The organism is Ancylobacter vacuolatus (assembly GCF_030813595.1).
Classification (GTDB): domain Bacteria; phylum Pseudomonadota; class Alphaproteobacteria; order Rhizobiales; family Xanthobacteraceae; genus Ancylobacter; species Ancylobacter vacuolatus.
In genome coordinates, this window is the sequence record NZ_JAUSUH010000002.1 from 172,066 (window position 1) to 186,602 (window position 14,537).

A 14,537-nucleotide genomic window follows, 5' to 3' on the forward strand; every position below is an offset into this window, starting at 1 on the left:
TCAGGGTTTCACCAGGCCCAGCCGGATCAGGCTTTCCGCCGTGGCGAGGATCGCCTCCTGCGCCGATCGCGGCGACCAGCCAAGCACGCGCCTGGCTTTCTCGTTGGTGGCGCTACGGCGGATGCCGAGCCGGGGCACCGCCATCCGGGCCACCGGGAGGGCGAGCGCGGCAAGGCGCACCATCATATCCGGCAGCTGGAAGCGCGGCACACGCCGCGCCGCCGGGCCGAGCCCCACGCGCAGCACCTTCGCCATCTCGTGCAGCGATACCGCCTCGCCCGCCGTGGCGAGGAAGCGCTCGCCCGCCGCCTCCGGCACCGTCATCGCGCTGAGATGCAGATCGGCGACATCGCGCACATCGACAAGGCCGAGATAGATGCGCGGCGTCGCCGGCACGGCGCCGTCCAGCAGAGCCCGGACAAGGTCGAGCGAGGCCGACATGTCAGGCCCCAGCGCCGGGCCGAGCACCACCACCGGGTTGACGGTCGCCAGCTCCATGCCTGCGCCCTCGCCGGCGATGAAGTCCCACGCCGCCCGCTCCGCCAGCGTCTTGGAGCGCGTATAGGCGTCGACGTCAGCGTCGTCAGGGTCGGTCCAGTCGCGCTCGTCATAGGGCGTGGGGCGCGGCGCATGCCCATAGCCCACCGCCGCGAAGGAGGAGGTGACAACCACCCGCCGCACCCCGGCCGCCCGCGCCGCCTTCAGCACCCGCACCGTGCCCTCGCGCGCCACGGCGATCAGCGCGTCCTCATCGGCTGCCACCATTCCCGCCGGCACCGGCGAGGCGACATGCAGCGCGTAATCGCACCCCGCCATCGCGGCCGCCCAGCCGTCATCGTCGAGCAGGTCGGCACGGTGGAAGCTCAGCGATGCCCCGGGTGAAGCCCCTCCCGCCGCCAGCCGGGCGCGCGCTTCGCCCTCGCGCGCCATGTCGCGCAGCGTGGCGCGCACCTCATGGCCCGCGCGCAATAGAGCGAGGACCACATAAGCGGCGATGAATCCCGAGCCGCCGGTGACGAGGACACGCGCCATCACCGCTCCTGGTTCGCCGGCACAGCCGCGCCCAGCATTTTGAGCGCGGCGCAGGCCGCGCCGAAGCCATTGTCGATGTTTACCGTCACCACCCCGGGCGCGCAGCTCGCCAGCGCCGAGGTGAGCGCCGCCTTGCCGCCCTCCGCCACGCCATAGCCGACCGAGGTCGGCACGGCGATGACGGGCGCGCTCACCAGCCCGCCCAGCACGCTGAACAGCGCGCCCTCCATCCCCGCCACGGCGATCACCACCCGGCAGGCGCGGATTTCCTCGATGCGCTCCATCAGCCGCCAGAGCCCGGCCACGCCGACATCGGCGACGAGGAGCGCCCCCTCCCCGTTAAAGGCGAGGGTCTGCACCGCCTCGCGCGCCACCGGCAGGTCGGAGGTGCCGGCCGCCACCACCGCCACAGGCGTATCCGCCAGCGCCAGCTTCCCGCCGAGCACGGCAGTGCGCGCGAGCGGGTCATAATCGAGCCCGGCGCGGGCTCCCTCGTCCAGCGCCGCGAAGCCCGCCGGCTCCAGCCGCGTCAGCAAGAGCCGCGCGCCGCGCGCCTGGGCGGCCGCGAGAATCTCGGTGATCTGCGCCGGCGACTTGGCGCTGCACAGCACCGCCTCGGGCAGGCCGGTGCGCGCCGCGCGGCTCCAGTCGAAGGTGAAATCCATGGCTCAGGCCCCGATCCGCTCGCCGCCGACGAACATCGCGCCCCGGCGATAGGCGCGGCTGCCGGCATAGACGCGGCCGGCCTCGCCGCACAGCCCCGCCATCAGCGCGTCCACCGCGCCCGCCTGCTCCATCGCCTCCTCGCCCAGTTCCACCGCCACCCCCTGATGGGTGATCCGGCAGCGCAGCGTGCCGCCGCCGATCAGCGCGGAAAGCCGCCGCTCGGCCACTTCCACAAAGGCGAGGTCACCGGCCGCGATAGCGATGCCGGTCTCGACCCGGCTGGCGAGACAGGGCTGCGCCGGCAGCTCGGCCACCGCGCCAAGGCCGAGCGTGCGGGCGAGCGCGCGCACATCGGCCTTGGTCATGTCGGCTTCGATGAGCGGATGCACCACCCGCCGCTCGGCGGCGGCGATCAGGCCCGGCCGGTAGTCGCCGAGATCGTCGAGATTGGCGCCTGACGCGATCGGCCATTCGGTCAGGCCGGCGATGCGGTCATAGAGATTGGTCTTGCAGAAATAGCAGCGGTCCACCGGGTTGTCGCGGTAGCGCGGATCGTCGAACTCGCCGGTGCCGGTGACGGTCAGATCCCAGCCCTGCGCCGCCGCCAGCTGTCGCACCCGCGCCGTCGGCTCCGCCGGCACGGCCGGGGAAACGGCATGGATCACGCGGAGCCGCACGCCATGGGAGTGGGCGAAGCTGGCGAGGGTGAGCGAATCCACCCCGCCGCTCACCGCCACCGCCAGCGCGGGGAAGCGATCGAGCACCCGCGCCAGACGCATGACGGCGGGCATCGCCTGGGGATCACTCATCGCCGCATTCCGCCCGTTGCTTCTGCGCCCGCCGCGCGGCCAGCGTGTCGCCGGTGAGCGCATCGCTCTCCGCCTTCACCGTTTCGCCGCCGGGGCGCGCCGCGCGCTTCACCGCCACCCCCGCACTCTCGCCCGCCACGCGCTTCAGGGTCAGCCGCCGCTCCTCGCGCAGCCGCAGCCCCAGCGTCGAAGTCTGGGCGAAGCAGGCCTGCGCCACGGCGTCCGCGCTCTCCGGCCGCGCCAGCAGCCGCAGCGCCACCACCGGCCGCCCCTTCTTGCCGAATCGATGACCGAGGCTGACATCGAGCACGCCCGGCTCGGCCCGCAGACGCTCGGCGGCGGTGCCGATCTCCTCGCCGGTCATGTCGTCGATCTCGCATTCGAGGACCGCGACCACATCACCGCTCAGCGCGTCCTCTTCCGCCGGCGCCTCCTCGAACACCAGCGCCCGCAGCACATTGGGCATGCCGGGCAGGCTGCGCGTGCCCGCCCCGGTGCCGGAGGCCACCAGCCGCCCGCGCATGGGGCGGCCGGGCCGCGCCAGATGCTTGAGGATCGCCGCGCCGGTCGGGGTCACGCGCTCGCCGGCAATGCCATCGTCGCGCCAGTCGAACCCTTTGAGGAGGGCGGCGGTGGCCGGCGCGGGAACGGGGAGCGGCCCGTGCTGCGTCTTCACCAGCCCGCCGCCGAGCGGCAGGGGGGAAACGGTCCACTCCGTGCCCTCCAGCGCGGCGGCAAGGCTGCCGGCGGCGACCACGTCGAGCAGCGAATCCCAGTCGGCGATTTCGTGGAAATGCACCTCGTCCACCGGCACGCCATGGATGGCGGCTTCCGCCTCGGCGAGAAGGGCGAGAATGGCGCAGGCATGGTACGCCGTGCCCGCACGAAGCGGCGCCGCCGCGATCCGCGCCCGCATGTCGCGATAGGAGCCGGCGCCGTGGGAATGGGCGTTCCCATGCGCGTGCGCCGCGTGGTCGTGCGCGTGTTCACGCACTCCCTCGCCCTCGTCACAACGCCCCTCATCCCCGGGCTCGACCCGGGGACCCAGCGCTTCCCCTAGAACCGTGGCCGAAGCCTGGGTGGCTGGGTCAAGCCCGGCCATGAGGGCGGAAGGAGGATGAGTGTTGTGGGTGTGAGAATGGGAAAGGGCGTGGGCGCCCTCCAGCCCGAAGCGCCGCACGGCGATGGCGCCGCTCAGCCCCTGCGCGAGAAAGGGCGCTCCCGCCCCTTCCGGCAGCACGGCGCGCGCCTCGGCCATCACCTGCAGGGCGAGGTCGGGCAAGGCATCCAGCAGCGCCGCCACGAACATGTCGCCAGCGACGCCGCCCACCGCGTCGAGATGGATGCGCCTCACGCCGCCGCCTGCCGGTCGCGGCACACCGGGATCACATAGGGTCCCTCGGGAATGATGGCGAGCGCGTTGTCGCCGGAACGCTGCAGGCTCGCCGCGATCGCCTCATTGATATCGGTCACGATCTCCACCGCGGTGATGCGGCGTTCCTCATCGGTCAGCCCCGTGGTGTGGAGCTGGATGCGCCCCACCCGCATGGGCTTCAGCTGCATCTCGGTCTGCCATTCATCCACGTCGGCCAGCGTCTTGGCGGTCAGCGTGGCGAGGAACCGGTCCGGCCCCAGCTCCACCAGCCGCGCCTGCGCCGCGCGGAACTCCTCGCTGCCAAAACCTTCCGAACATTCCGAGGCGATGATCAGCGTGCCGCCGGGCTCCAAAATGTCGAGCGGCGTCACCATGCCCTTCACCGTCTGGTAATAGGTCTTGTCCAATGGATAGCCGGCTGAAGATGTCACCACCGTGTGGTAGCGGCGCGGCGCCTCGATGACGGTCGAGCCCTCAACGAACGCCACGGCGGCGAGATGGCTGGCGATGATCTCGCCGAAGGCGACGAAGACCAGGTCGCGCGCCTCGTCCAGCACCGTGTTCAGCGCATAGACATCGCCCAGCTTGCGCACGATCTCCAATTGCTCCTCATGCAGCGGGTTGCCGACGAGGTTGCACTGCACCGCGAGCGGGTCTTCCATGAAGCGGGCGGAATGGAAGGTGCGGATGGTCTGGTGCCCGGCGACACCAGGCGCCACCACTTTGCGCCCGCCCGACCAGCCAGCCATGAAATGCGGCTCCACCAGCCCGGTGGCGATGCGCAGTTCTGCCTCAACGAAGCGCCGGTCGATAAAAACAGGCGTGCCGCGCGTCAGCGTAGCCCCGAGATCGACATGGGCGGCCTCGTCGCGGGCGAAATGGTTTTCCACCCGCACATTCTCCAGCACCCAGGGGTCGCCGACGAGTTCCGCCAGCTCCTCGCCCTCATTCGGCCGGTGCAGCCCCGTCGCGACCAGCACGGTGATGGCCTCGGCGGCAATGCCGGCGGCGATCAGCGTTTCGATCATCGGCCGCAGGAAAAGCCGGTTCGGCACCGGGCGGGTAATGTCGCAGATGAGGATGCAGGCGCTCTTGCGGCCCGTGGCGAGTTCCGCGAGCGGCGCCGAGTCGACGGGATGATCGAAGGCATGGCGGATGGCCGCCGCATTGTCCGGCAGCTTGGGCAGCGCCGCCTTGCGCAGCACGGTCGGCTTTGCCCCCGGCGGCAAGGTGAGGTGCAGCGCGCCGCGACCGAAGGCGAGTTCGAGACCCGTGTGAGACATGGCCGCTCCTTGAGGTTGCCCACCGCAGGAGGCTCACCCTCCCGGTCGGTCGAGAGATGAGGATATCCCGCTGGAGGTCGGTCTTAAACCGGCAAGCCGACAACAAAAAGCCGCGCGACGGGTCGGGCGGGCTTTCGCCGAAGCCTGATCCCGCTCTGCCGACATCCCGAAGGGCTGGCGCCGCGCGCGGGCCCGATCAAACCACCGTGACCAAGGGCGCCCCCTCCACCGCTCGCCCGATGATGGCGGCGCGCGAAAAGCCGGCGGCGCGGATCTCGCCCAGCACGCGCTCGGCCGCCTCGGGCGCCACCGCCACCAGCAGCCCGCCGGAGGTTTGCGGGTCGGTGAGCAGATGCCGCTCCGCTTCCGTGATTCCCTCCGGCAGCCGCACCCCCTCGCCATAGCTCGCCCAGTTGCGGTGCGAGGCGCCGGTGACGAATCCCGCCTGCGCCAGCGCGCGTGCCTCGGTGAGCAGGGGCAGCGCCCCCGCCTCGATCTCCAGTGCCACGCGGGAGCCGCGTGCCACTTCCAGCCCATGGCCGAGAATGCCGAAGCCGGTCACATCGGTCACCGCGTGCACGGCCGCGTCCCGGCCCAGCGCGGTGCCGATGCGGTTCAGCGTCGTCATCGCGGCGATCATCTCGGCATAGGCGGCAGGCGACAGCTTCTCCTTCTTGAAGGCGGCGGAATAGATGCCGACGCCCAGCGCCTTGGTGAGGATCAGCACGTCGCCGGCAAAGGCGGTGCTGTTCTTGCGGATCTGCTCCGGCCGCGCCGTGCCGATCACCGCCAGCCCATAGATCGGCTCCGGCGCGTCGATGGAATGGCCGCCCGCCACCGGAATGCCGGCCTCGGCCGCGATGGCGGCGCCGCCCTTCAAAATCTCGCGCACCATCGCCGGCTCCAGCTTGCCGAGCGGCATGCCGAGGATCGCCAGCGCCAGCAGCGGCTTGCCGCCCATGGCGTAGACGTCGGAGATGGCATTGGTGGCGGCGATGCGGCCGAACTCATAGGGGTCGTCCACCATCGGCATGAAGAAGTCGGTGGTGGCGATGAGGCAGGTGTCGTCGTCGAGAAGGTAGACCGCCGCGTCGTCGCCGGTCTCGGTGCCGACCAGCAGCCGTGTGAAACCGGCGCTGGAAGGCTGCTCGGCCAGCAATTCGCGCAGCACTGAGGGCGCCAGCTTGCAGCCGCAGCCCCCGCCATGGGCGAGGCTGGTGAGGCGGAACGGGGCGGCAGGGGTGTCGAGCATGGAACGACTTCCTTTTCGCGGGCATATCCCTTCTGGAGTTCTTGGCGCGGCGATCGCACGCGTCCTTCGAGGCCCGGCTTTGCCGGGCGCCTCAGGATGACGTGAGCCACAGACGCCCGTCATGCTGAGGAGCGGGGCAACGCCCCGCGTCTCGAAGCACGCAGGCTCTTACGCCGAAACCTCGCTCGCCTTGATCACATAGGCGAAAGCGTCGGGGTCGAGGCAGTCATGGCGCAGGCTCGCCACTTCCGCCTGCGGGTACATCAGGAAGCCGAGCTTCGGCCCGGAGGAGCCCGGCAGGGCGATGTCGTGGCCGTCATTATAGGCCAGCCAATTTCCCTCCCAGGAGCCGAACAGAGCCTTGCGCGCCGCCAGCACCTTGGCGTCGTCCATGGCGTTCTTGCCCGGCGGCTCCTCCAGCACGACCTTGCGCACATCCGCCGGATCGGTGGCGACCCAGCCGAAGCCGTCCAGCCACACTTCGGCGCGGCAGTGCTGCGCCTTGGAGATGGTCGGCGAATTGGCGCCGAGGCTCTTATAGCCGAAGGCCGAGGGCGCCACGCGGATGCCGTAGAGGTCGCGAGCGGGAATGCCGGCGGCGCGGTTGAGACCCACGAACAGCGCGTTGAGGTCGGCGCATTTGCCGCCGAGATTGCCGCTCGCCAGCAGCGAGGCGACATCGCCGGTGCCGCAGCCGCGCGTCGCCGCGTTGCGATAGGTGTTCTCGACCACCCATTCATAGATCGCGCGGGACTTCTCAAGATCGCTCGTCTTGCCGGCGGTAATCTTGTCGGCGGTCGCCTTGACGATGCCATCGGTGGGGATGAGATCGGTGGCGGCGAGAAACAGCGCCCGTTCATCCGGTGTGAGTGCGGCAACCGTGCCGGGGGTGGTGAAATCCGTCGCGCGGTCGCGGGTGGAGAAGCGCGTGGTGATCTCGACGCTGGGCTTGGCCTCGCCCTCGGCCCAGGTCAGGTGCAGCATCTGCGCGCCATAATGCGGGTCCTTCACCACCTCGGCGGTGGCGGCATTGGTCTTCCAGGTGCTCTCGCCCGGCTTCATCCAGTCAGAGGCGGTGTAGGAGGGCAGCGGCACCCAGGCTTGCGCCGGGCCGGCCTTGCCCTCCACCGGCTTCACATCAAGCACCGTCACCACCTCGAAGTCGCGCCATTTGCCCGGCTTCGGGGCGAAGGCGGCGGCCGCTGCCGGGCCGGCGGCCTGGGCGAAGGCGGCGTGCGGTACGGCGGCGACGGCGGCAAGGGCGGCGCCGGCTTTAAGGAACTCGCGGCGGCTTGTCATGGCGAACTCTCCCGGGGCGGTTGATCGTCGTTGAGGGGCGGCAGCCCCGCGCCGAGGGGCGCGGCGGCGGGATCGGCGAGGCTGTCGAGCAGGCGGTCGGTGGCCGGGTCGTCCCAGTCGACCGGGCCGTCGGCGTAGAGGCGCAGCGTGTGGGCGGCATCGAGCACGAAGCTCGCCGGCAGGCCGGTGACCTTCCACGCCTTCAGCGCGGCGCGGTCCTCGTCCAGCAGCACGGGAAAGGGCACGGGATGGGCCTCGAAGAAGCGGCGCACCCGCACCTTCACCTCGCCGACATCGACCGCGAGGACCGCCAGCGCTCCCTCACCCTGTCGCGCGGCGAGCCGGGCCAGCCCGGCCATCTCCTCCCGGCAGGGCGCGCACCAAGTCGCGAAGAAGTGAACGATCACGGGCCGCCCGTGCAGCGCAGCAAGGTCCTGCGGGCCGTGATCAAGCGAATCCCGCGCCAGCCCCGGCGGCGCGGCACCCAGCGGCAGCGGCGCGGTGGCATAAGCCGGCAGCGCCCCGCCAAGCGCCAGTGACGCAAGGGAAGCGACAGTAACCAGCAAGATGTGGTTCTTTCCGCCCCGACACGCGGGAGCCGCAGATGCGAGCACGCCGTGATGCTGCGCCGGGGTTGCAGAATCGTCAATCGGGCGATCGGGAAAAACCATCGATGCTGCGCCGCAGCACGCCCGCCTTGCGGAGCGCCGCCGCCAAGCCATTGTTAATACTTATTTTTTCTCAGACACGCCATCTGACTGCGCGTTTGACTTTGGAGAAACTAAAAAATAGCCTGTCATCGGCAAAGCCTATCGGTCGATGGGCTTTTTATGGAGATTACGGGAGGGCCACGATGAATATGGAGCTCTCGCGCCGTACGTTCCTCAAGACGTCGGGCGCCGGCCTTGCCGGCACCACGTTGGGTGCCTTCGGCTTCAGCGAGGCGGAGGCGGCCGTCGCCGCTGCCGTGAAGCCGTTCCACCTGGTGAACACCACGGAAGCGCGAAACACCTGCACCTACTGCTCGGTCGCCTGCGGCATCATCATCTATTCCAAGGGTGATCTGCGAAAGGGCGAGAAGGCCGACATCGTCCATATCGAGGGCGACGCCGACCACCCGACCAATCGCGGCACGCTCTGCCCCAAGGGCTCGGCGCTGCGCGACATCGTGAAGTCGCAGACCCGGCTGACCCAGCCGATGCTGCGCAAGGCCGGCTCGGACAAGTTCGAGGCCGTCTCCTGGGATCTGGCGCTCGACAAGATCGCCCGCGCCATGAAGGACGACCGCGACGCCAATTTCGTCGCCACCAACCAGGACGGCGTGACGGTCAATCGCTGGCTCACCACCGGCTTCCTCGCGGCCTCCGCGACCACCAATGAAACCGCGTTCGCGACCTACAAGGTCGTGCGCTCGACCGGTATACTGGCGTTCGATAACCAAGCGCGCGTCTGACACGGCCCGACGGTGGCGAGTCTCGCCCCAACATTTGGCCGTGGCGCCATGACCAACGCCTGGACGGACATCAAGAACACCGACCTTGTGGTCATCATGGGCGGCAATGCCGCCGAAGCCCATCCATGCGGCTTCAAATGGGTCACCGAGGCGAAAGCCACCCGGGGCGCCAAGCTCATTGTCGTCGATCCGCGCTATAACCGCTCGGCGGCGGTGGCGGATTTCTATGCGCCGATCCGGCAGGGGTCGGACATCGCCTTCCTGATGGGGCTGATCAATTACTGCATCAGCCATGACAAGGTGCAGTGGGACTATGTGAAGCCCTTCACCAACGCCAGCTTCGTGGTGCGCGAGGGCTATGCCTACCAGGACGGCCTGTTCACCGGCTATGACGAGAGCAAGCGCGACTATAATCGCGACAGCTGGGAATATGAGATCGGGCCGGACGGCTATGCCGTAGTGGACGAGACGCTGCAGAATCCGCGCTGCGTGTGGAACCTGCTGAAACAACACGTCGCCATCTACACGCCCGAGATGGTCGAGCGCATCTGCGGCACGCCGAAGGACGCCTTCCTCAAGGTGGCCGAGATGGTGGGCGAATGCTCGACCCCGACCAAGACCATGACGAGCATGTATGCGCTCGGCTGGACCCAGCATTCCAAGGGCGCGCAGAATATTCGCGGCATGGCGATGCTCCAGCTCATCCTGGGCAATATCGGCGTGCGCGGCGGGGGCATGAACGCCCTGCGCGGGCATTCCAACATTCAGGGGCTGACCGATCTCGGGCTGATGAGCAATCTCATCCCCGGCTATCTCAACATCCCCACCCAGAAGGAACCCGACTTCACCACCTATATGTCGACGCGCGCCTTCAAGCCGCTGCGGCCGAACCAGACCAGCTACTGGCAGAACTACCGCAAGTTCTTCGTCAGCTTCATGAAGTCGATGTACGGCCCTGCCGCCACCAAGGAGAACGACTGGGCCTACAGCTACCTGCCCAAGCTCGATGTCGCCAGCTACGACGTGCTGCGCGTCTTCGACATGATGAAGCACGGCAAGGTGAACCTTTATTTCTGCCAGGGGTTCAACCCGCTGCAGGCTTTCCCGGACAAGGGCAAGCTCGCCGCCGGCCTCGCCAAGCTGAAGATGCTGGTCATCATGGACCCGCTGCAGACCGAGACCGCCCGCTTCTGGGAAGACCACGGCACCTTCAACAAGGTGAACCCGGCGGACATCAAGACCGAGGTGATCCAGCTGCCCACCACCTGCTTCGCCGAGGATGAGGGCTCGCTGGTCAATTCCGGCCGCTGGCTGCAATGGCACTGGCCTGGCGGCTCGCCTCCGGGCGAGGCCAAGACCGACATCTGGATCATGGCGCAGATCCATCTGCGGCTGAAGGAGCTCTACAAGAAGGAAGGCGGCGCCTTCCCCGACCCGATCGTCAATCTCAACTGGTCCTACAAGGACCCGGGCGAGCCGACGCCGGAAGAGCTGGCACGGGAGATGAACGGCTCGGTGCTGGTCGATGTCTTCGACCCCGCCGACCCGACCAAGAAGGTGCTTGAAGCCGGCAAACAATTGTCCGGCTTCGGCCAGATGCGCGACGATGGCACCACGGCCGGCGGCTGCTGGATCTTCTCCGGCTGCTGGACCGAGGCCGGCAACATGATGGCGCGGCGGGACAATTCCGATCCCGGCGACGCCGGCATGTTCCTCAAATGGTCGTTCGCCTGGCCGGCCAACCGGCGCATTCTCTACAACCGTGCCTCCTGCGACCTCGACGGCAAGCCGTGGGATCCCTCGCGCAAGCTGATCGAATGGGACGGCGCCAAATGGACCGGCTACGACGTGCCGGACATTCCGCCCACCGCCAAGCCGAGGGATGTCGGCCCCTTCATCATGAACCCCGAGGGCACCTCGCGCCTGTGGGTGCGCAAGATGATGCGGGACGGGCCGTTCCCGGTGCATTACGAGCCGTTCGAGAGCCCGGTCGCCAATGTCATCGCGCCGAAGGTGCGGGGCAACCCGGTGGCGCGCGTCTTCCCCGACGATTGGAAGACCTTCGCCGATATCGGCGATCCCAACTTCCCCTATGCCGGCACTTCCTACCGTCTCACCGAGCATTTCCACTACTGGACCAAGAACAACCATGTGAACTCGGTCCTGCAGCCGGAACAGTTCGTCGAGATTTCCGAGGAACTGGCCAAGGACAAGGGCATCGCGCTCGGTGGCTGGGTGCGGGTGTGGTCGAAGCGCGGCGAGCTCTACGCCAAGGCGGTCGTCACCAAGCGCATCAAGCCGATGACGATCGACGGCAAGATCGTCCACATCGTCGGCGTGCCGATCCACTGGGGCTTTGTCGGCGCCGCCCGCAAGGGCTTCACGGCGAACACGCTGACCCCCTTCGTGGGCGACGCGAACATCGAGACCCCGGAGTTCAAGGCGTTCATGGTCAACATCGAGCCCTCCACCGGGCCGGTGGTGGCATAGGGAGGCGGCAGCATGTTCCCACCCATCCCCAACCCCACCGTCGCCTCCGACGCCGCCACCCCGCGCTTCGGCGAGAAGGACATTCTACGCCGCAGCGCCTCCGAGGTCACGCCGCCCGCCCAGCGGCTGACCGAGGTCGCCAAGCTGATCGATGTCTCCAAATGCATCGGCTGCAAGGCCTGCCAGGCCGCGTGCCTGGAATGGAACAACCTCACCGAGGAGATCGGCTTCAACCACGGGGTCTACACCAACCCCATGGACCTGACGCCGGACAGCTTCACCCTGATGCGCTTCACCGAATGGGTGAACCCCGAGACCGAGAACCTCGAATGGCTCATCCGCAAGGATGGCTGCATGCATTGCGAGGACCCGGGCTGCCTCAAGGCCTGCCCGGCGCCCGGCGCCATCGTGCAGTATTCGAACGGCATCGTGGACTTCCAGCACGACAACTGCATTGGCTGCGGCTACTGCATCAAGGGCTGCCCGTTCAACATCCCGCGCATCTCCAAGGTCGACCACACCGCCTATAAGTGCACGCTGTGCTCCGACCGTGTCGCGGTGGGCCAGGGCCCGGCCTGCCAGAAGGCGTGCCCGACCCAGGCCATCGTCTTCGGCACCAAGGACGAGATGAAGGACTGGGCCGAGCTGCGCATCACCGACCTGAAGTCGCGCGGCTTTGCCAATGCCGGCCTCTATGACCCGCCGGGCGTCGGCGGCACCCATGTGATGTATGTGCTGCACCACGCCGACACGCCGTCCATCTATGCCGGCCTGCCGGACAATCCGCGCATCTCGCCGCTCGTCGACGCCTGGAAGGGCATGACGAAATATGTCGGCCTGGCGGTGATGGGCTTCGCCGCCGCCGCCGGCTTCCTGCACTATGTCGTCGCCGGGCCGAACAAGGTCTCGGAGGAAGACGAGGAGAACGCCGAGAGGCTGGCCGATGGCACCCCGCCGCCGGTGCCGCCCGCCAGCCTGCAGGAGGGGAGGACGCCATGAGCGCCGACAACCTCAAGACCCATACCCCCGACGATGTGGAACCGGGCGATGCCGTTCGCCCGGGCCACCCGGTGCAGGTGTCGCGCTACACGGTGGCCGCGCGCATCAACCACTGGATCACCGCCCTCAGCCTGATCGCGCTGGCGCTGTCGGGCATGGCGCTGTTCACGCCGAGCCTGTTCTTCCTCACCGGCCTGTTCGGCGGCGGCCAGTGGACGCGGGCACTGCATCCCTGGATCGGCGTGGTGCTGTTCTTCTCCTTCGCCGGGCTGTTCCTGCGCTTCTGGAAGGCGAACCTGCCCGCGCGGGAAGACGGCACCTGGCTCGCCCGTATCAGCGACGTGCTGCGCGGGCGGGAGGAGCGGCTGCCGGAAATCGGCAAGTACAATGCCGGCCAGAAATTCGTCTTCTGGGGCATGTCGGGCCTCATCATCGTGCTGATCGCCAGCGGCATCGCGATGTGGGACCAGTATTTCTACGCCTTCACCACCATCGAGCAGAAGCGCGTCGCCGTCCTCGTCCATGCGGTGGCGGCGGTTTGCATCATCTGCGTGTGGATCATCCACGTCTACGCCGCCATCTGGGTCAAGGGCACCATCGGCGCGATGACGCGCGGCAAGGTGACGGGCGGCTGGGCGTGGCGGCATCACCGCAAATGGCTGCGCGAATTGGTCGGCACCCGGCCGGGCAAGCGCCCGCCGACGCCGGCGGAATAGGGACGGGCGACAGGACGGCGCGCTGCGGGCAACGTTGCCGTCATCCCGAACGGCCGCAGGCCGATCCGGGATCGCGCGCCACGACGAGATGCCGATCCCGGCTCTGCGCGCTCCGCGCCTGGCCGGGATGACGACCGATAAGGTCCGCGCCGCCTACCAGGCGCGGACAACGCAGCAGGTGTCGTCGCGAGAACCCCGCGACAGCCTAAGGAACACGTGGCCCGTGCGGTTCGTGAGGTGATGATGTCGCAGGATCTCCAGCCCGATCCCACCGTGATCGGCACTGTGTCCGCCCCGCCTTTCGCGGTCCTGCCCGATCCCGCGCGCCTGTTCGGCGTGCGGGCGAAGCGGCTGCGCATCTATGCGGCGGTCAGCCCGCTCAAGCCCTATCTCGATTTCGTCGCCGGCCTCATCGAGGCGCAGCACGCCATCGTCCCCGGCCTGCCCCCGGTGGCGGCGCCCGACCCGGAAGCGCTGGAGCGCGCCCGCGCCTTCGAGATGCCGGCGCTGGAGCGCGCCAGCACCCTGCTCGACGACACGCTGGAGGCGACGCTCGACCAGCTGTTCGACGCCGCCGCCGGCGTGAAGATGCCGGAGGAAGCCGGCGCCGCCCTCACCCGCGTGCGTCTCGCCGATGGCCCGGTGCGGGCGCAGATGGTGCGCGACGTGCTGGCCCATGACCTGCCGGTGGAGCGGCTAGCCGAGCATGTCTATGTCGCGGCCGGCCTGCAGGTGCATTTCGCCCGCCGCGCCGCCGCGCTCGACGCAAAAAAACTGGTGCCGGTGGGCGACGGCGTGTGCCCGGCCTGCGGCGGCCCGCCGGTGGCCTCGCTCATCGTCGAATGGCCGAACGCGCATGGCAACCGCTTCTGCGCCTGCTCGCTCTGCTCCACCCTGTGGAACTATGTCCGCATCCGCTGCTGCGCCTGCGGCACCACCAAGGGCATCGGCTATCAGGAAATCGAGGGCAGCCCCGGCACGGTGAAGGCGGAAACCTGCGACGAGTGCCACACCTATGTGAAGGTGATGTACCAGAACAAGGATGTCACCCTCGAGCCGGTGGCCGACGATATCGGCACGCTCGGGCTCGATCTGATGATGCGGCAGGGGCCCTATCGGCGCGCCGCCTTCAACCCGTTCCTGCTCGGCTATTGAGGGCGCCG

At 68.7% G+C, this 14,537-nt stretch carries 12 protein-coding genes; 4 read left to right on the forward strand and 8 right to left on the reverse strand.

The annotated features are described in order from the left end of the window. The 8 genes from J2S76_RS04795 to J2S76_RS04830 form a co-directional block, all read right to left on the reverse strand. Positions 1–1,032 (reverse strand): SDR family oxidoreductase, encoded by a 1,032-nt coding sequence (locus tag J2S76_RS04795; protein ID WP_307058029.1) that lies wholly within the window; start codon positions 1,030–1,032, stop codon positions 1–3. After that, positions 1,032–1,697 (reverse strand): nickel pincer cofactor biosynthesis protein LarB, encoded by a 666-nt coding sequence (larB, locus tag J2S76_RS04800; RefSeq protein ID WP_307058031.1) that lies wholly within the window; start codon positions 1,695–1,697, stop codon positions 1,032–1,034. The genes J2S76_RS04795 and larB overlap by 1 nt, the downstream gene beginning before the upstream one ends. 3 nt (positions 1,698–1,700) lie before the next feature. Next, the gene (larE, locus tag J2S76_RS04805) at positions 1,701–2,507 is read right to left on the reverse strand and encodes an ATP-dependent sacrificial sulfur transferase LarE (RefSeq protein WP_307058033.1); all 807 of its coding nucleotides are present in this window, start codon (positions 2,505–2,507) and stop codon (positions 1,701–1,703) included. Beyond that, a complete protein-coding gene (gene larC / locus J2S76_RS04810) occupies positions 2,500–3,861 on the reverse strand; it encodes a nickel pincer cofactor biosynthesis protein LarC (RefSeq protein WP_307058035.1) in 1,362 nt (453 codons plus the stop codon). The genes larE and larC overlap by 8 nt, the downstream gene beginning before the upstream one ends. Next, positions 3,858–5,165 (reverse strand): nickel-dependent lactate racemase family protein, encoded by a 1,308-nt coding sequence (locus J2S76_RS04815; RefSeq protein ID WP_307058037.1) that lies wholly within the window; start codon positions 5,163–5,165, stop codon positions 3,858–3,860. Before J2S76_RS04815 ends, larC begins: the two co-directional genes overlap by 4 nt. Before the next feature lie 196 nt (positions 5,166–5,361). Further along, positions 5,362–6,417 carry a selenide, water dikinase SelD gene (gene selD / locus J2S76_RS04820; RefSeq protein WP_307058039.1) on the reverse strand — a complete coding sequence of 352 codons (1,056 nt, stop codon included), beginning with the start codon at positions 6,415–6,417 and terminating at the stop codon, positions 5,362–5,364. Positions 6,418–6,585: 168 nt separating this feature from the next. Continuing rightward, positions 6,586–7,716 (reverse strand): transglutaminase-like domain-containing protein, encoded by a 1,131-nt coding sequence (locus J2S76_RS04825; RefSeq protein ID WP_307058041.1) that lies wholly within the window; start codon positions 7,714–7,716, stop codon positions 6,586–6,588. Continuing rightward, a complete protein-coding gene (locus J2S76_RS04830; protein WP_307058044.1) occupies positions 7,713–8,282 on the reverse strand; it encodes a TlpA disulfide reductase family protein in 570 nt (189 codons plus the stop codon). Before J2S76_RS04830 ends, J2S76_RS04825 begins: the two co-directional genes overlap by 4 nt. A 287-nt stretch (positions 8,283–8,569) precedes the next feature. On the opposite strand from J2S76_RS04830, the gene fdnG reads away from it, so the two are divergent. The 4 genes from fdnG to fdhE all read left to right on the forward strand — a co-directional run bounded on the left by fdnG (position 8,570) and on the right by fdhE (position 14,529). Beyond that, a complete protein-coding gene (gene fdnG / locus J2S76_RS04835) occupies positions 8,570–11,659 on the forward strand; it encodes a formate dehydrogenase-N subunit alpha (protein ID WP_307058047.1) in 3,090 nt (1,029 codons plus the stop codon). Between the two features lie 12 nt (positions 11,660–11,671). Further along, positions 11,672–12,658 (forward strand): formate dehydrogenase subunit beta, encoded by a 987-nt coding sequence (gene fdxH, locus J2S76_RS04840; protein ID WP_307058049.1) that lies wholly within the window; start codon positions 11,672–11,674, stop codon positions 12,656–12,658. Continuing rightward, positions 12,655–13,374, forward strand: a complete 720-nt coding sequence (locus J2S76_RS04845) for a formate dehydrogenase subunit gamma (RefSeq protein WP_307058051.1) — start codon at positions 12,655–12,657, stop codon at positions 13,372–13,374. Before fdxH ends, J2S76_RS04845 begins: the two co-directional genes overlap by 4 nt. A 240-nt stretch (positions 13,375–13,614) precedes the next feature. Then, entirely contained in the window at positions 13,615–14,529 is a 915-nt protein-coding gene (fdhE, locus tag J2S76_RS04850) for a formate dehydrogenase accessory protein FdhE (protein WP_307059120.1), read from the forward strand. Positions 14,530–14,537: the final 8 nt, after the last annotated feature.

Excerpts from the sequence above, each read along its gene's own strand:
- J2S76_RS04795 (WP_307058029.1), bottom strand. The coding sequence starts at position 1,032 with ATGGCGCGTGTCCTCGTCACCGGCGGCTCGGGATTCATCGCCGCTTAT.
- larB (WP_307058031.1), bottom strand. The coding sequence starts at position 1,697 with ATGGATTTCACCTTCGACTGGAGCCGCGCGGCGCGCACCGGCCTGCCC.
- larE (WP_307058033.1), bottom strand. The coding sequence starts at position 2,507 with ATGAGTGATCCCCAGGCGATGCCCGCCGTCATGCGTCTGGCGCGGGTG.
- J2S76_RS04815 (WP_307058037.1), bottom strand. The coding sequence starts at position 5,165 with ATGTCTCACACGGGTCTCGAACTCGCCTTCGGTCGCGGCGCGCTGCAC.
- selD (WP_307058039.1), bottom strand. The coding sequence starts at position 6,417 with ATGCTCGACACCCCTGCCGCCCCGTTCCGCCTCACCAGCCTCGCCCAT.
- J2S76_RS04825 (WP_307058041.1), bottom strand. The coding sequence starts at position 7,716 with ATGACAAGCCGCCGCGAGTTCCTTAAAGCCGGCGCCGCCCTTGCCGCC.
- fdxH (WP_307058049.1), top strand. The coding sequence starts at position 11,672 with ATGTTCCCACCCATCCCCAACCCCACCGTCGCCTCCGACGCCGCCACC.
- J2S76_RS04845 (WP_307058051.1), top strand. The coding sequence starts at position 12,655 with ATGAGCGCCGACAACCTCAAGACCCATACCCCCGACGATGTGGAACCG.
- fdhE (WP_307059120.1), top strand. The coding sequence starts at position 13,615 with ATGATGTCGCAGGATCTCCAGCCCGATCCCACCGTGATCGGCACTGTG.